Origin of the sequence: Chryseobacterium paridis (assembly GCF_016595215.1) — a bacterium.
Lineage (GTDB): Bacteria > Bacteroidota > Bacteroidia > Flavobacteriales > Weeksellaceae > Chryseobacterium > Chryseobacterium paridis.
The window spans coordinates 2,484,916-2,500,911 of record NZ_JAENHK010000010.1 but is presented as its reverse complement, the minus strand read 5'-3'; the positions used below and the strand labels follow the sequence as shown (position 1 = coordinate 2,500,911).

At 31.3% G+C, this 15,996-nt stretch carries 17 protein-coding genes; 3 read left to right on the top strand and 14 right to left on the bottom strand.

Features of this window, described 5'->3' with window-relative positions; genetic code table 11:
* Window positions 1-19 precede the first annotated feature (19 nt).
* Entirely contained in the window at window positions 20-910 is an 891-nt protein-coding gene (locus tag JHL15_RS20785) for a hypothetical protein (RefSeq protein ID WP_200248995.1), read from the bottom strand.
* 394 nt (window positions 911-1,304) lie between these two features.
* On the opposite strand from JHL15_RS20785, the gene JHL15_RS20780 reads away from it, so the two are divergent.
* Genes JHL15_RS20780 through JHL15_RS20770 form a run of 3 tightly spaced genes read left to right on the top strand, consistent with a single transcriptional unit; the run spans window position 1,305 to window position 3,993 of the window.
* Entirely contained in the window at window positions 1,305-2,102 is a 798-nt protein-coding gene (locus JHL15_RS20780; RefSeq protein ID WP_200248994.1) for a glycosyltransferase, read from the top strand.
* Window positions 2,103-2,106: 4 nt separating this feature from the next.
* Window positions 2,107-2,763: a glycosyltransferase gene (locus JHL15_RS20775; protein WP_200248992.1), complete on the top strand. Its 657-nt coding sequence runs from the start codon at window positions 2,107-2,109 to the stop codon at window positions 2,761-2,763.
* Window positions 2,764-2,769: 6 nt separating this feature from the next.
* Complete coding sequence (locus JHL15_RS20770) at window positions 2,770-3,993, top strand: glycosyltransferase family 4 protein (RefSeq protein ID WP_200248990.1); 1,224 nt, start codon at window positions 2,770-2,772, stop codon at window positions 3,991-3,993.
* Window positions 3,994-4,021: 28 nt separating this feature from the next.
* Here the strand turns inward: JHL15_RS20770 and JHL15_RS20765 are convergent, their stop codons facing one another.
* From JHL15_RS20765 to JHL15_RS20705, 13 genes are all read right to left on the bottom strand, one after another.
* Window positions 4,022-5,233 (bottom strand): glycosyltransferase, encoded by a 1,212-nt coding sequence (locus tag JHL15_RS20765; protein ID WP_200248987.1) that lies wholly within the window; start codon window positions 5,231-5,233, stop codon window positions 4,022-4,024.
* Between the two features lie 4 nt (window positions 5,234-5,237).
* On the bottom strand, window positions 5,238-6,185 hold the full coding sequence (locus tag JHL15_RS20760) for a hypothetical protein (protein WP_200248986.1): 948 nt from the start codon (window positions 6,183-6,185) through the stop codon (window positions 5,238-5,240).
* A complete protein-coding gene (locus JHL15_RS20755; RefSeq protein ID WP_200248985.1) occupies window positions 6,182-7,171 on the bottom strand; it encodes a hypothetical protein in 990 nt (329 codons plus the stop codon). Before JHL15_RS20755 ends, JHL15_RS20760 begins: the two co-directional genes overlap by 4 nt.
* A 23-nt stretch (window positions 7,172-7,194) precedes the next feature.
* A complete protein-coding gene (locus tag JHL15_RS20750; RefSeq protein WP_200248984.1) occupies window positions 7,195-8,175 on the bottom strand; it encodes a glycosyltransferase family protein in 981 nt (326 codons plus the stop codon).
* A gap of 4 nt (window positions 8,176-8,179) precedes the next feature.
* Complete coding sequence (locus JHL15_RS20745; protein WP_234047819.1) at window positions 8,180-8,929, bottom strand: glycosyltransferase family 2 protein; 750 nt, start codon at window positions 8,927-8,929, stop codon at window positions 8,180-8,182.
* A 39-nt stretch (window positions 8,930-8,968) separates the two neighbouring features.
* The gene (locus tag JHL15_RS20740) at window positions 8,969-9,730 is read right to left on the bottom strand and encodes a polysaccharide deacetylase family protein (protein ID WP_200248982.1); all 762 of its coding nucleotides are present in this window, start codon (window positions 9,728-9,730) and stop codon (window positions 8,969-8,971) included.
* Window positions 9,727-10,518 (bottom strand): glycosyltransferase family 2 protein, encoded by a 792-nt coding sequence (locus tag JHL15_RS20735; protein WP_200248981.1) that lies wholly within the window; start codon window positions 10,516-10,518, stop codon window positions 9,727-9,729. The genes JHL15_RS20740 and JHL15_RS20735 overlap by 4 nt, the downstream gene beginning before the upstream one ends.
* Entirely contained in the window at window positions 10,518-11,765 is a 1,248-nt protein-coding gene (rocD, locus tag JHL15_RS20730) for an ornithine--oxo-acid transaminase (protein WP_200248980.1), read from the bottom strand. Before rocD ends, JHL15_RS20735 begins: the two co-directional genes overlap by 1 nt.
* Window positions 11,766-11,947: 182 nt before the next feature.
* Complete coding sequence (locus JHL15_RS20725; protein ID WP_200248978.1) at window positions 11,948-12,970, bottom strand: MAC/perforin domain-containing protein; 1,023 nt, start codon at window positions 12,968-12,970, stop codon at window positions 11,948-11,950.
* A gap of 162 nt (window positions 12,971-13,132) precedes the next feature.
* On the bottom strand, window positions 13,133-14,488 hold the full coding sequence (gene accC, locus JHL15_RS20720; RefSeq protein ID WP_200248976.1) for an acetyl-CoA carboxylase biotin carboxylase subunit: 1,356 nt from the start codon (window positions 14,486-14,488) through the stop codon (window positions 13,133-13,135).
* Between the two features lie 94 nt (window positions 14,489-14,582).
* Window positions 14,583-15,065: an acetyl-CoA carboxylase biotin carboxyl carrier protein gene (gene accB / locus JHL15_RS20715; protein ID WP_200248975.1), complete on the bottom strand. Its 483-nt coding sequence runs from the start codon at window positions 15,063-15,065 to the stop codon at window positions 14,583-14,585.
* Window positions 15,066-15,189: 124 nt separating this feature from the next.
* Complete coding sequence (gene rpmF / locus JHL15_RS20710) at window positions 15,190-15,393, bottom strand: 50S ribosomal protein L32 (RefSeq protein ID WP_034681046.1); 204 nt, start codon at window positions 15,391-15,393, stop codon at window positions 15,190-15,192.
* Window positions 15,394-15,462: 69 nt separating this feature from the next.
* Entirely contained in the window at window positions 15,463-15,984 is a 522-nt protein-coding gene (locus JHL15_RS20705; protein WP_200248974.1) for a YceD family protein, read from the bottom strand.
* Window positions 15,985-15,996: the final 12 nt, after the last annotated feature.

Below are 15,996 nucleotides of genomic sequence, written 5' to 3'. Positions count from 1 at the left end.
ATGATTTGCTCTTTTTAATTTACCAGGTAAAATTACTTGCTCCTTCGAGACTATATTCAGCACCATTTACTGTGGTTGTAAATGTACCTCCTATTCGTGCACTTTTTGGAGCCCATCCATAATCAGTTTTTTGACCTGTATTTCGTATTACGCTTCCATAATCGGATAAGAACCCTAATGTTTCATGATGATAAATTGATGCTCCAAAGAAATCAGCCCTTGAATCTAAGCTTGGTCTCATAGAACTTGGGTATGTTGTCCATTGTCCATTGATTTGTACATTAGATCCAAGCTGTGTGAAATTACGATAAAAAGTAGTTCCTAAATCATCTTTATGTTTTTCAAGTCCAACGTGCCATGTAATAGAATATGTTCCATTAGTAAGAAGTATGCCTTCTTTTACAGACACAACTCCAATGTATTTTCCTGTAGGATCATCGGTTTTTGTGAGTTTACTTATATCTAAGGTAATAGCATCTTCATAATTAACAGTTGGCTCAACTGTATATATTGATTTTCTTAGAAATTTTGAATATGTTGTAAATAATTTTTCAGATTTTTCTTTGTCAATCAATACTAATGAGTTAATCTCATCAGCAAGGTTTTGTATACTCGTAAAATGAAATTCTTGTCTTTCTTTATAAATAGACTTTAATTTTTGTTGATGAAAAAAAATTGCATTTTTCTCAATATTTTGAGATGCTTGGCTATTGGTGAAGTTTTTAAATTCTACTAATACCTTTTTCTCTTCGACATTTCTGAATGATTGAATTTTGTTTGTTAAATTTCCATTTACCTCCGATGTTGTTACCGAATCCATATTTTCCGAAGCATCTCTACATGAGGAGACACTTAAAAATAAAGAAAATGTAAAAGCAAGAGTGCTCAGTTTCAGTAATTTCTTTTTCATATACTTAATTTAATTTTAAAGGCACAAAGATAATAGAATAATTTACATATCACCAGTTTGTGATAAAAGTAATGGATGGTCTTTTTTTTATTTAAATAATTATCTAAATGAAATAAATTGTAAGTTATATTTAATGGGGACGATTGTTGGTTTAATATTTTACAATAATTTATGGTTTTGTAAATAATAAGAAGTAGAATAGTGGCTTTAAAAAGAAAGAAAATATAGGGTGTGTTATAAAAATATGTATGGTGGCAACATTTGATAATGTGAAATGAAGATACTTAAATCTGTGTCCATACTTAAAAGCTTTTTCTATGTAAAATGTACAGTAGCCATGTAGCTTATATTTTTTAAATGTATTTTTGTAATCCAAAAACATTGAAAGTTATAAATGAAAAAAGCAATTTGCCTTTTTATAGTTGGAGATAAATATCAAAAAATATATCAAAAACTAAAACATCAATTTGAAACGTATTCGAAAAAATGTGATGCTGATATAGTTATTTTGGATAAACCTCTGGACAAAACTTTTTATCGCCCATTGCTATCCCAAAAGTTACTCATTCCTGCAGAAACAATGCAATATGATGTTGTTTTATTTCTTGACCTAGATATTATAATTTCAGAAAAAGCACCATCAATATTTGAATACCTTCCAGAAGATAAATATTTCGGAGCAATACTGGATCCAAGAGGTACAGAAGAATTCAATAAAACGTGGGGCCATATTCCACGAATTTTGGAAGAAACCAGTGAAATGTATTTTAAGGACCGTCATTTTGAAGCTAATCCTCTATTAAAAGGAAGTATAAATGGGGGAGTATTTATTTTTCGACCAAAAAAGGTCGCAAATGTTTTCAAAGAATATTATTTTTCTGATCATAATCAAGGATCATTAAATAGTTTTGAAGAAACACCTTTTGCCTATTTTTCTCAAATTAGCGGATGGTTTGAAGCATTACCACTTGAGTTCAATACACAGATTCTTTATCATTTAAAAGGAACTTCTGAAGGAAATGAAATTGAAGAGGACGAAAAAAGAATTCCAAAGTTCATCAGGAAATATTATTACAAGAAGAAGGGAACTCATTTTTTTCCCACTAAAAAATATAAGATCTTTGCCCGCAAATTAATAACTGAGAACTATTTTGTTCATTTTTCTGGTAACTACCCCATAATCAATAATTAACTATATGAAGGCTATTAAAAAATTTCTAAATTATTTTCTCGGAATTTCCTACGGAATAACAGTGAATAATGAAGTTGCAGAAATTGCTCGACTTTTAAATGTTTTACTTCCTATTGTAAATAAAAATGATGAAATAATTGTATTACAGGATATAACACAAAAAAATCAGGAGGTTACTGATATTCTGGATGCATATGGAGATAAAATCATTAGAATTGAAGCTCGTCTCGATGGGGATTTTGCAACATTCAAAAATAATTTAATCAGAGTGGCGACAAAGGATTATTTATTTCAAATTGATGCGGATGAGGTTCCGGAACTATCTCTTATAGAAAATCTAAAATCTTATTTATTTAAGAAAAGGAAAAAAGATGTTTTTATGGTTCCGAGAATAAACATTGTAAATGGAATTACAGACGAACATATTGAGCGTTGGAACTGGCAAGTAAATGACAAGGGATATATCAATTTTCCAGACTATCAACATCGAATCTTTAAACTCAATCAAGGGATTAAGTGGGAAAATAAAGTACACGAAAAACTTTGCAATTATAAAAAGATCGCTGGGTTACCTGCTTCTGATTACTCGATGTGCCTGCTTCATATTAAAGAAATAAGACGTCAAGAACAACAAAATTCTTTTTACGATACTTTAGTATAATGTTTTATGAGTATAAAAGTAATTTTAGATGCCGATGTTATTGCGGACTTTTACAAGGATAACCGGACCGGGATATTTCGCGTCACCTTGGAGCTTTTCCGAGTATTGAGTCGTAATAATGCTATAGAAACGTTTTATGCCCACTTAAGCTGGCTTCATACTGAGACTTCAACCAAAGAAGTAGATCATTTTTTTTCTGAAAATTCTGTAAGGATTGATAAAGCAAATGAAAGAAGTCGAAGATCGTTTTTGCCATTAAGAAAAGAAAAGTTGTTTCGGTATTTTTATAATAGAATAGGAGTTTATAATTACAAGAATACTCATTTTGATAAAGTTTTTAAAGAGGCTGGAATTTTCCACTCCTTTTATTATCCTATCAATGCTGAAATTAAGAAATATACAAATTTAAAGAAGGTTGTTACTATCCATGATCTAATACCTATTTTATTCCCAGATCTTCACTTCACTTCAACATTGATAGAACGTATTATAGCAAGTATTGGAGAAGACGGATATGCCATTTGTGTTTCAGAAAACACGAAAAAAGACTTACTTAATTATGCTCCTTATCTTAACCCGAATCGTGTTTTTGTTAATTTGTTAGCAGCTTCAGATGAACTTTTTTATGTCTGTAAAAACGAGGAGAAATTTAACTCAATTAAAAAAAAATATAATCTTCCTGAAAAGTACTTCCTAAGTGTAGGTACTTTAGAGCCCCGTAAAAATGTAGATTTTGTGATCCGAAATTTTATTAAGGTTATTAAAGAAAATGGCATCGATGACTTAGGGTTGGTTTTGGTAGGTGCGAAAGGTTGGGATTATGATAAAATTTTCGATGAATACAATAATGCAGAGGAATTAAAAGATAAGATTATAATTACTGGGAGAGTACCAGATGAAGATCTAGCCAGCTTGTATAGTAATGCACATTCCTTTTATTATATGTCCTTTTACGAAGGTTTTGGATTACCTCCATTAGAAGCTATGCAATGTGGTGTAGCCACGGTTACATCCAATACGTCATCGTTACCGGAAGTAGTTGGTGATGTCGGAATTATGCTAGATCCCAATGATGATCTATCCTTATCTCAAACAATGCTGGATTTATATCAAAATGAATCTCTTAGAAAAGCATATGCTGAAAAAGGACTTGAACGGTCGAAGCTATTTTCGTGGAAAAAGAGTGCTGATGGACTTGTTGATATTTATAAAAAAATTAGTAATTCTTAATTGATTTTAAACAATGTTTTATTATTAGTTATTGCAGCATTTTAAAGATTTCCTCTCTCTGCGCATCAATCGAAAACGGATAGATAGCTTTTTCAGAATTATTATGTAAGGTGTCCCAGGTTTGTTTATTAGTACATACCTCAATAATATTATCAGCAAATTTCTGGTAATCCTCGTTTCCTGAAATTAATGCTGTAACTCCATCCTCTAAAAACATTCCTTCTGCACCAATTTCTGTTGTTAGTACAGGTAAAGTATATTCCAGAGCTTGTCCTATTTTACCTTTTACTCCTGCTCCAAATCTTAAAGGTGATACTGACGCAAAACAATTCTCATAATATGGAATGATATTTTCGACAAAACCTGCAATTTCAAATTTTTCGGAATTCATATCCACTATAGATTGTGGAGCTTCTGAACCTATTATGGTAATTTTCAATTCAGGTAAAGTCTTCCAAACCAAAGGCATGATTTTATGATATAGGATTTCTACAGCATCCACATTAGGGTCATGTAAAAAAGTACCAATAAAGAATATGCTGTTACGCTTTTCAAAAGAAGGCATATCTTCTGGCTTGACTTTTAAGTTATGGACATTGCTTACTGTAAATAATTTTGATTTCTCTACAAAAGAGGTCATGAATTCTTTTTCTTTATCACTGATAACAGCTATTTTATCAGCTTTTTTGCAGAGTTCAGTTTCAATATGTTTATAATGAACTAATTCTTTGGCTCTATTTTTATCATATTTTATTTCAAGGCCTCTTTCCATCCTGAGATAATGAATGTCCACCATATCATAAATTATTTTTGCTTTAGGAGCTTCTTTCCTGAAAAAATCCAAATAATATTCAAAAAGTTCAGGTCTATGGCACCATACAAAATCGAGCTTAGGAAGTAATGTATTAATAAAATATTTTTTACCCTTCATGATCCCATATTTACCAATAAATGGAGTGTAAACGATTACATTGTGATCATTCAGGTTTTTAATATATTTTTTTGATTCAACTTTTGGGATTGCTTTTCTCCAATCCATAAGATAAACATTATAATGCTTGGCTAAAAACTTAGCAATCTCTGTAATTCTATTAGAAGCAGAATCTTTATCAAAGGTTGGAATCTGACTATCAACGATCAGTATGTTTTTCTTATTTTCATCAGGCGTAATTACCTTTTCTGATAAGGGATAATGATTCTTTAAATATATATAGTTTTTTATTTTTCTTTTAATACCCATTGTGTTATAATTTGAATATTTTTTGAGTAAAGCTTTTGACCGTGTATTTCTCGATAATATCCGGATCAATTTCTACATAATTAAGATTAAGAAAATTTCTAATTTCATCTGGATCTAAATTATTACTGTCAATTACTAACATATTATTAGGATGGTAAAAATCATAATTTTTGACTTCATCATTTGTAGTAATTAGTTTTTTCTTATATCCTAAACTTTCAAAAGTTCTGAATGAAAGCCCTTTTTGATCATTTCTCTGAATATCTATCATAGCTTTAGATTGAGAAATAAGTTTTTTTGTTTCGAAAAGTGAAAGATATTCTGTAACGGAATTTAAATGTGGATAAACTAATTTTTCATACCAAAATAATACAAAATAAATGGAAAATCCTGCATCAAATAATATTTTTGAAACTTTGTCAATTTCATCAATTCTTGAATCATACGATGAAACATTGAAAATATCATATTGTATTGGTTGGGGCTCAATTATTTCGTCATATATGAAATTAGAGGTTTCGATAAAATTGTATTTTTTTATGTCTTCCTTTTCATAAGAATAGACTTCATTGAAAAAATGGATTATTTCAAGTTGTCTGGGATATTTTTTACAGCTATCATAATAATATGCTATAAAATTATTTGTTTTTTTCTTTAATTCTTTTAATAAAGAGTCTTCTAATAAGTCTGGACGAATAACAAAAATGATATCTTGATCTTCCTTAATCTGTGATAAAATCTGTTTATTGAAATATTTTTTTTTGATATTACTGCCAAAAAGCTTTGTGATGCCGTTCCAGATTTTTACTAAAATATTTGGATAGACATATTTAATGGTATCAGTTTTAATATCTGTAACAATAACAGAGGTTTGTGATTGAAGATGCTCCACAACAAAATCAATATAACCATAAGCAAAAGGATAAATTAAAGTGATTTTCTTTATGCTCATTTTTTGAATATTTCTTTCAATTTTTCTTCAAATGCAACTTCTTCATTTAAAACCATATTTTTATAAGGAATAAACTCAGAAATGTGATCAGAATAATTCTCCAAAACCCGCTTTATTTTTAAAATAATGTCAGGAATTTTATCTTCACTGAAGTTGAATTTATATTCTTCAGGAATCATAAGGTCTTCATAGTAGGCAGAAGATCCGTTTTTTCCAGAAATGATGCAGCAATCTTGTGATACAGATTCTCGTAACATCTTATCACGGCCTGGATTTTCTCCAAAATCAACATACAGAAGAGATTTTGCCATTAAATCTTTTATCTGGCCCGCATTCATGTTTTGAACAGGAATCCAATTTAACTCTGGTGAGCTTTTAATTAATTGAGAAATTTCTTTTTTGCCTTTTCTAGGATTGTAAAGAATATTTTTATTCGTAAAGTCCTTGGCTATTGTTCCTTTATTTTCTAAAAAACTTGGGTTAATATAATCGCAGACATAATCTATCTGGTTCTCAGGAATACCATGATCTTTTATGTAAATTGAAGATCTGTATGATTGGGCCCATTGAAAAACATTAGATAATGGTTCAAAATGATATTCTTTGTCTTTCTGTTTATAGAAGAGTTTGGTAAAAATATTTTGTTTTCTTATCCTATAATCCATTAAAATCTTATAAAAATCTACACTTAGCCACCAAATTACTTTTTGGCTTTGGGGGTATTCTTTTATTAAAAAAGTCATAGACTCTGGAATAATTAAAATATTTTCCGGATGATCTTCAAAGGAATTTATTTCAGTCGTGTTATAAATAGAATAATTAACTGGTTTTGCATTTTTTCTTTTAGGGATGTAATGCATGAAAACATTTTTAACTTTCAGGCGATCCAATTTATCAGCTAGTTGATGCAAAGCTTCAGGGCCTCCGGTTACACTATTAGGAGGACAGAATATGATGATTTTAGACTGATCAGTACGTGTAATCATTTGTATATAGTTGAAATAAATTTTTAAGCTAATTTAAATACGCGATCAACCCAATTGTCAAGAGTATAGTAGTAGTAAATTTCATCAGGAATATTTTCATAGGGCTGATTAAAGAAGGCTTCAGTAAGATTACTGCATGTTTCATCCAGAACAAGAATGTTATTGGGATTATAGAAATCATAATCTTGTATAGCCTTATTGTCTGTAATAATTTTTTTCTCCAAAGCCATTGCCTCGAAAACCCTGAAACTTAAGCCATGTTGATTCTCACGTGTTAGATCGAGTAGGGCTTTTGAGTTTTTATAATAGTTGGGAAGATCTTTATGACTTACTTTCTTGATGCCAAATATGATCGAAAGATTTTCAGGAACGGTAATAAATAAATTTTTTAACTGATTTTTCCAACTCTTCTTTCCGATAATCATTATCTGGAACTTTAAGTTCAGTGAAATTAATTTTTTAGCCAGTAATTTAATATATGAAACTCTTTTATTATCGTACGAGGTGATATAAAATAAATCCATCTCGGGATCTTGTTTTTCACAAGAAAGATGGTCCAGGTAAATATAATTGGTAAGTTTCTCAAAACCATGTTTTTTGATATCAATAATATCAAATGAGAAAACCTTATCAAAAAGAGCCAGCTTTTCATTTTCTACTGGAAGTCTTTCCAAACTATCATAGAGATAGGTGATCAGTCTTTCACTGTGAGTTTTAATTTCTTCTAATGTTGAAATGTCGAATGTGTCGGGATTCAAAACCAATATCTGATCCTGGTGACCTAATTCTACTAAAGAATCTATGACAAACTGTTGTCTTTTTTCAGTTTTTAAATTTTTATTTAAAAAAACTTTACTGATTGCATTCGTTGCCCTTTCCTTAAAATTTGAATGTGTAACGTTCCCAATTTTGATATGGTGGGCATCAATGCCTTTTTTACATAATGTATCTACAATATGTTTGTCGTAGCCCCAAAAATCGTAACTAATTACACAAATCTTCATTCAACTAATTTTGTTCCTTTTTTAATGATTCATAAGTTTCATATGTACTTAAAGCCTGTAAATATGAAAGCTGATATCCTTCCTTTCCATCTAATATTCCTAACCGCAAAATGTATGCCTTGAAGAATTTAAAAGCTGTTTTAGAATATTGTGTTATTATACTAAATCTTTTTCCTTTATTTAATAGCTCCTTTCCCTTTAAAATTCCGTAATGAATCATTTTATGTCTGTAAGACTCATAATCAGAAACGGAAAAGTGGAGTAATTTATTTTTTAGTTCTCCTATTGTTCCTGAAACTTCTAATGTTTCGTGTACCTTTTTTTCCAGAATATATCTTGCTTTTGACTTCCTAAATAACCTGAAGTTCTTATCGGTTTGAGTTCCCGAGTAATGAATAGGTTTTCCTGCAAAAAAGAATTTTCTGTAAAAATAATAAGCATCCTTTTTATCAGGCTTATGAAGCTCATTAATGATTTCAGTTCTAAGCGCTGGCGTAATTCTTTCATCACCATCCAGAAAGAGTACCCAGTCATTTTTAGCTTGATCCAGAGCCAGGTTTCGTTGTTTAGTAAAATCTTCAAATTTATTCTGGATGATTTTTACATTAGGATTAGCTTTAGCAATTTCTAAGGTTTTGTCGTTGCTATAAGAATCAATAATAATAATTTCATCACAAAAATCAAAACACTCAAGGACTTCCTTTATATTCTTCTCCTCGTTATATGTTATGATTAAGCCGCTTATATTTATCATAACCATTTAGATGTTTAAAACCTATGAAAGTTAGGTCTTCTAAAACAGTTTTAATTTCCCAAAGATAAGTTTTAATTTGAACTTTTCTATGGAATCATCACCTTTTATATCTATTCTACATAACTCATATTTTTTGGAAGGATAGTAATTTACTCTGTTTCCAATTCTTACGGCAAAATCAATTCCCAGTTTTTCAAGAACCATAAAAAATATTTTCCTGTCTTTTTTTCTTTTAGGATACTTCCCATAGGGATAGGCAAGAACTTTTTTATAGTTGATATGATGATGATTGAGAATTTGCATATTGGCTTCGAGATCTTTTTCAATTGCTTCAGGAGATAATGTTCTCAGATTTTCATGGATGTGAGTATGAAGTGCAATTTCAAAGTAATTCGGGTCAAGCTTTCTGATGTCATCAAAAGTCATCATTGGATGGTTGTTATATCCCTCCTGAATAAATTTTGTAGGGATAAATATAACAGCTTTTAAATTATACTTTTCGAGCAAAAGAGGAAGATGATCGAAATTGTTTTTATAGCCGTCATCAAAGGTTATTATAATGCTCTTTTTTGTGGGAATATTAATATCTGAAAAGAATTTCGAAGAATAATTTTTGTCTTTTAAGTATTTAAATTGTTTTTCAAGATTATCCAGACTTACTGTAAGACTATCCGTACTTTTCTTCTCAACCTGATGATACATTAAAATGATCAATCTGTTTTTAGGAAAAAGAAACAGATGAAGACGAAAATACAGTAATAAGAAAACAAATATTAGAAATAAAAAAAGATATAAAGTCATACGGTTTTTTGATTATATTTTTTTTCAAGTTCAGTTAATTTAATTTTTTCACGCAGCTTAATATACTTTAGAAATGTATAATAAGACATTGTTTTGGCTACATAATATCCTGCATAACCATCAAGAAAACCAAGCTTGAAAATAAAAACTTTTACAAATTCAAAAATAGGACTTACTATGACCTTAAAACGCTTAATTCTTTTTCCATTTTCAAACATCTTTTCGGCCATCATATCAGAGTACTTATTGATCTTTGAAACATGGCAATGTATGCTTTTATAAGTGTAATGATCGAGTCTACCTTCTAAATTTCCTGCTTTTTTATCAGTTACCAAGTACTCATGTACTTTATCATCCGAATATTTTGCTGAATCTCTCCTAAACAGTCTTTCGCGGGAAACTGTTCCCCAGCCCCCATGCTTTATTAAATGAGTCCCTAGGTGGTTATTAAATTTCGCTTTATAAACATAAAATTCCGGATTCTGTAAAGAGGTTATATGTTTAATTGATTTTTTGAGTTCTTCATTGGGCACTTCATCAGCGTCCAAAAATAAAACCCAATCATTCGAGCACAAGGTAAGGGCATAGTTTTTTTGTTCACCATACCCTTTAAATTTTTTTTCGAAGAATTTGACATTAGGATATTCCCGGAAAATGATTTCTTTTGTGCAGTCCGTAGAGTAGCTATCAACGATTACAATTTCATCAACAATATCGTTAAGAGAATCTAAAAGTCTTACAATGTTGTACTCCTCATTGTAAGTAATAACAGCTAAGGTAAGAGGCATTATTTAAACTCGAGAATCGTTTTCTTAATGATCTCTACACAATCGAGAAGTTGTTCCTCCGTAATTACCAATGGTGGTGCAAGTCTGATTATATTTCCATGAGTAGGCTTTGCCAGTAATCCATTTTCTTTCAATTTTAAACAAAGATTCCAGGCTGTGGAGCTTTCAGGAGTATCATTAATTAAAATAGCATTGAGCAATCCTTTTCCTCTTACCTTAGTAATCAGATCAGATTTTTCGATAAGCTTCTCAATCTCATTTCTGAAAAGTTGGCCTAATTGTTCAGCTCTTTCAGATAAATTTTCATCAGCTACAACATTTAAAGCGGCTACTGCAACAGCACATGCTATTGGATTCCCACCAAATGTTGAACCGTGTTGTCCTGGCTTAATGACATTCATAATCTCATCGTCTGCTAAAACAGCAGATACAGGATACATCCCACCGGAAAGAGCTTTTCCTAAAATTAAAATGTCAGGTTGTACATCTTCATGATGACATGCGATTAGTTTCCCTGTTCTTGCAATCCCTGTTTGTACTTCATCAGCTATAAAAAGAACATTGTGCTTTTTACAAAGTTCTGAAGCTTCTTTTAGAAAACCATCATTAGGAACATATACTCCAGCTTCACCTTGGATAGGCTCCACCAGGAATGCTGCAATATTTTCTGCCTCTCTACTAAGAACTTCTTCTAATGCTGCTATATCGTTATAAGGAATTTTAATAAAACCGGGTGTAAAAGGGCCGTAATTTTGATTAGCATCCGGATCATTGGAAAAGGATACGATTGTGGTTGTTCTTCCGTGGAAATTATTTTCGCAAACAATAATTTTTGCTGCATTTTCTGAAATTCCTTTCACTTCATAACTCCATTTTCTGGCCAGTTTTACTGCTGTTTCTACTGCCTCTGCACCGGAATTCATTGGTAAAACTTTATCAAAACCAAAAAGGGTTGTTATTTTCTTTTCGTATTCTCCTAAATTAGAATTGTAAAATGCTCTTGATGTCAAAGCTAATTTTTTAGCCTGATTAACTAAAGCTTCCACAATTTTAGGGTGAGAATGCCCTTGGTTTACGGCAGAATAGGCTGAAAGAAAGTCATAATACTTTTTGCCTTCTACATCCCAAACAAAAACTCCTTCCCCACGATCTAAAACGACAGGTAAGGGGTGGTAATTGTGTGCTCCATGTTTGTCTTCAAGGTCAATAAAATATTGTGAGTTTTTTTCTGTTTCTACTGTTGACATATTCTTTTGGTTTTGTACAAAGTTAATAATTATAATGTTGGATTGATTAGTGATATAATTATTTTTGATTTGAATTTCAAATAGAGTATATTTTAGAGCTTATTATCATACCCTAACAGTATTTTAATAAAAAAAATCCGCCTTATATCGGCGGATGTTATGCGAGTAAATATGCAGTTTTATTAATTTGCTAATAGTACTTGATTGGTTTTAAGGTACTGATCAACATATAATTTCATTTGAGATTTTTTTAGTGGATCTTTTATTAAATCATATATCAATACTAAGCCATTGGAACCAAAATCTACTAAAACAGAATTGTTTTTTGTAGAGGTACTTTGCCAATCTGAGATATTAATTTTTGGTATACCGTGATCAATGTTTACAATGTTGCCAAATCGTTTTGATTTGTCACCTCCTCTTGTTTTGTAATATAGCTTTTTAGAATAGTTTTTAGAAGCCTCTTGTACATCGATGTCATTAGCTATTCCGGAATTTAAGCCATTTACTGCAATTGCTATACCTGCTCTGGCTGCTCGACTACGATCCTGATTTGTTGTTTGTGCCTGGAAAAAGACATCTAATTTAGCTCCTGTATAAATGTCCACCATAACGTGCGTACCATAATTGTGTACTATTTGTTCTGGTGTTTTTGTTTGTAGATCTTTTAAAAAATCTTGAGTTACATAGTTGCTTAAAAGATCTGTTGTAGCATTGATTCGAAATCTTTTCTGCTTAATTAAAAGGTTATAGCTTCCATAGATATATTTAGATTCAAAAAATTTATAATTATCTGTGGTAGCTGATTTGAATGGATTTGATATTGTTTTCCCATAAAGCTGTAACTGATCTGTTGCACTTACTTTTTTTGAAATGACTTTTGAAAAAGCTACCGCATCTTCACCGTATTCTTCTGAATATTCTTGTGTCCAAGTATTTTCATCAACTAGCCTGGCACTTTGTTCAACTTTAAATTTATCAATATCAATTACTTTAAAACCAGTAGAGTTGGAATTTGCATATTCTCCAGTAACATTATAACCATATCCTAAAGCATTGTAAGCTCCGAATTCTTTATTATCTTCAAGAGATATAGAATTCTCGTTTACTTTTTCAGGCGTTGTTTCTGTAATTTCGTCACTAGAACATGATGACATAAATAGCATAAGTGATGTACTTATGCATAATAGAATTTGTTTTTTCATAATTTTTTTAGATCACGCCAAAAGTAGTATTAAATCAAAAAAATGGGAAATAATAGCATGTGATAAAAGTCATAAGCTAATTGGTTTATTATTTAAAATAGGCTTAAAAACAAAAAAACTGCCCCAAAATGAGGCAGTTTTTTGTTTCTATATAAAATAATCTTAATGATTATCATATTTTCTATCCATTACAAAGTCTTCCATAAACTTAGTAGTGTAGTTTCCTGCTAAATAATTTTCATCATCCATCAGTTGTCTGTGGAAAGGAATTGTTGTTTTTACACCTTCAATATAAAACTCTTCCAATGCACGTCTCATTTTTGCAATTGCTTCTTCACGCGTTTGCGCAGTGGTAATCAATTTTGCAATCATTGAATCGTAGTTCGAAGGGATTGAGTATCCTGAATAAACGTGAGTGTCAACTCTGATTCCGTGTCCACCAGGAATATTTAATCCTGTGATTTTTCCTGGAGATGGTCTGAAGTCTGCATAAGGATCTTCAGCGTTGATTCTACATTCGATAGAATGTAGTTTTGGATAGTAATTAATTCCTGAAATAGGAGTTCCTGCAGCTAATAGAATTTGTTCTCTGATCAGATCATAATCGATTACCTGTTCTGTAATAGGGTGCTCTACCTGGATTCTTGTATTCATTTCCATGAAATAGAAATTTCTATGTTTGTCTACTAAGAATTCAATGGTTCCTACACCTTCGTAGCCAATAAATTCAGCTGCTTTTACTGCTGCTTCACCCATTTTTTCACGAAGTTCATCAGTCATAAAAGGAGAAGGAGTTTCTTCAGTTAATTTCTGATTTCTTCTTTGTACAGAACAGTCTCTTTCAGAAAGGTGGCAAGCTTTACCATATTGGTCTCCTGCAACCTGAATTTCTATATGTCTAGGTTCTTCAATTAATTTTTCCATGTACATACCTCCGTTTCCGAAAGCAGCTACAGCTTCTTGAATGGCAGATTCCCAGTGGTCTTTAAGGTCTTCAGCTTTCCAAACAGCTCTCATTCCTTTTCCACCACCCCCTGCAGTTGCCTTGATCATAACAGGATATCCTGTTTCTTCAGCAACTTTTACAGCGTGTTCGTAAGATTCAATAAGACCGTCAGAGCCCGGTACACATGGTACACCTGCTGCCTTCATGGTTGCTTTAGCATTAGCTTTGTCACCCATTTTTTCAATCTGTTCAGGTGAAGCTCCAATAAACTTGATGCCATTTTTCTGACAGATTCTTGAAAAGTTAGCGTTTTCAGATAAGAATCCATAACCAGGGTGAATGGCATCTGCATTAGTGATCTCTGCTGCAGCAATAATATTTGGGATTTTCAGATATGAGTCTTTACTCATTGCAGGGCCAATACAAACTGCTTCATCAGCAAATCTTACGTGAAGACTGTCTTTGTCTGCAGTAGAGTATACTGCAACGGTTTTGATCCCCATTTCTTTACAAGTACGTAGAATACGCATTGCAATTTCGCCACGATTGGCTATTAATATTTTTTTGAACATCTCTCCGAAATTTTAAATTATAAATTTTGAATTTTAAATTATTTTAAATGAAAAGTATTTCATCTAAAATTTATAATCTTTAATCTAAAATTCCTTAAGATGGATCTACTAGGAATAATGGTTGGTCGTATTCTACAGGCGTAGCATCGTCTACTAATATCTTAACGATTTTTCCGCTGATTTCAGATTCTATCTGGTTGAATAATTTCATTGCTTCAATTACACAAACAATTTTTCCGTTAGAAACTTCATCACCTACATTTACAAAAACATCTTTATCTGGAGATGGCTTTCTGTAGAAAGTACCGATCATTGGAGATTTAATAGTCACATATTTACTGTCGTCAGAAGCTGCTTCAGTTTTTTCAGCAGGTGTAACTGCTGCTACAGCTTGTACAGGAGCTGCTACTTGTTGTGGAGCTGCAGTGTGGTAAACCGCTGGTTGTGCATAGTTCACTTCGCTTCCTGCTAATGGAGTTTTAATAGTGATTTCGAAATCTTTAGTCTTGTATTTCACCTCTGAAACTTCAGCTTTCGATACAAACTTAATAAGATTTTGTATGTCTTTAATGTCCATAAATTTGATATTTGATTTTGAGCCAAAGATACCAAAAAAACATAAAAAACAACAAAAAACCGCCTAATTTTATCAAAATTGAGCGGTTTTTGTATTAAAATGAGGTTTTTTGAAAAGTTACCTCTTAGTTTTCTTCAGTAGTTTCCACTGTTTTTTCCAATACTACTTTACCTCTGTAGTAAAGTTTTCCTTCATGCCAGTGAGCTCTGTGATAAAGGTGAAGTTCACCTGTAGTTGCATCTTTTGCTAATTGAGGAACTACAGCTTTGTAATGAGTTCTTCTCTTATCTCTTCTTGTGGACGATTGTCTTCTCTTTGGATGTGCCATTTTGTAATAACTTTTTTAATTTGATGAGCGATGAGATTTTTTTCATCATCTCATCATATTTAAATTATTTTAATTTTTATCTTTTAATTTTTTAAGCGCTTCCCATCTAGGGTCACTCTCATGTTCTTCCTCTTCAATTTCTTTCGGACTAAACTGGTCAAGGATTTTTAAATCCTCATCACTTACATTCGGTGATATCTTTTTCATAGGTATGGAAAGCATCACATTTTCGTAAATTAACTGAGCTATATTAAATGCATGGTCTGTACTTGGAATGGTGATAACGTTTTCATCACTATCATCATATTCTTCTCCAAACTTTACCAATACTTTAATTTCATTCTCAATGGGATGATCGAATTCTACGTTTGTAATATCACATATTAATTCTACAATTCCATCTATTTTTATTTCAAATTCTAAAAAAGTCGTATGCTTTTCTAATAAAGCATCTACATTAATTCTAGGATTTGTAAATTCCTGTTCAGTGTCAAATAATTGAAAGAACGATTGATCTATCTCAAATTTGAACTGATGCTTGCCGTTTTTTAATCCGGAAAAGCTTACGTCATAGTTTCTTAACTTGTCCATAAAATGAGTGTG

Excerpts from the sequence above, each read along its gene's own strand:
- JHL15_RS20785 (WP_200248995.1), bottom strand. The coding sequence starts at position 910 with ATGAAAAAGAAATTACTGAAACTGAGCACTCTTGCTTTTACATTTTCT.
- JHL15_RS20780 (WP_200248994.1), top strand. The coding sequence starts at position 1,305 with ATGAAAAAAGCAATTTGCCTTTTTATAGTTGGAGATAAATATCAAAAA.
- JHL15_RS20775 (WP_200248992.1), top strand. The coding sequence starts at position 2,107 with ATGAAGGCTATTAAAAAATTTCTAAATTATTTTCTCGGAATTTCCTAC.
- JHL15_RS20770 (WP_200248990.1), top strand. The coding sequence starts at position 2,770 with ATGAGTATAAAAGTAATTTTAGATGCCGATGTTATTGCGGACTTTTAC.
- JHL15_RS20765 (WP_200248987.1), bottom strand. The coding sequence starts at position 5,233 with ATGGGTATTAAAAGAAAAATAAAAAACTATATATATTTAAAGAATCAT.
- JHL15_RS20760 (WP_200248986.1), bottom strand. The coding sequence starts at position 6,185 with ATGAGCATAAAGAAAATCACTTTAATTTATCCTTTTGCTTATGGTTAT.
- JHL15_RS20755 (WP_200248985.1), bottom strand. The coding sequence starts at position 7,171 with ATGATTACACGTACTGATCAGTCTAAAATCATCATATTCTGTCCTCCT.
- JHL15_RS20750 (WP_200248984.1), bottom strand. The coding sequence starts at position 8,175 with ATGAAGATTTGTGTAATTAGTTACGATTTTTGGGGCTACGACAAACAT.
- JHL15_RS20745 (WP_234047819.1), bottom strand. The coding sequence starts at position 8,929 with ATGATAAATATAAGCGGCTTAATCATAACATATAACGAGGAGAAGAAT.
- JHL15_RS20740 (WP_200248982.1), bottom strand. The coding sequence starts at position 9,730 with ATGACTTTATATCTTTTTTTATTTCTAATATTTGTTTTCTTATTACTG.
- JHL15_RS20735 (WP_200248981.1), bottom strand. The coding sequence starts at position 10,518 with ATGCCTCTTACCTTAGCTGTTATTACTTACAATGAGGAGTACAACATT.
- rocD (WP_200248980.1), bottom strand. The coding sequence starts at position 11,765 with ATGTCAACAGTAGAAACAGAAAAAAACTCACAATATTTTATTGACCTT.
- JHL15_RS20725 (WP_200248978.1), bottom strand. The coding sequence starts at position 12,970 with ATGAAAAAACAAATTCTATTATGCATAAGTACATCACTTATGCTATTT.
- accC (WP_200248976.1), bottom strand. The coding sequence starts at position 14,488 with ATGTTCAAAAAAATATTAATAGCCAATCGTGGCGAAATTGCAATGCGT.
- accB (WP_200248975.1), bottom strand. The coding sequence starts at position 15,065 with ATGGACATTAAAGACATACAAAATCTTATTAAGTTTGTATCGAAAGCT.
- rpmF (WP_034681046.1), bottom strand. The coding sequence starts at position 15,393 with ATGGCACATCCAAAGAGAAGACAATCGTCCACAAGAAGAGATAAGAGA.
- JHL15_RS20705 (WP_200248974.1), bottom strand. The coding sequence starts at position 15,984 with ATGGACAAGTTAAGAAACTATGACGTAAGCTTTTCCGGATTAAAAAAC.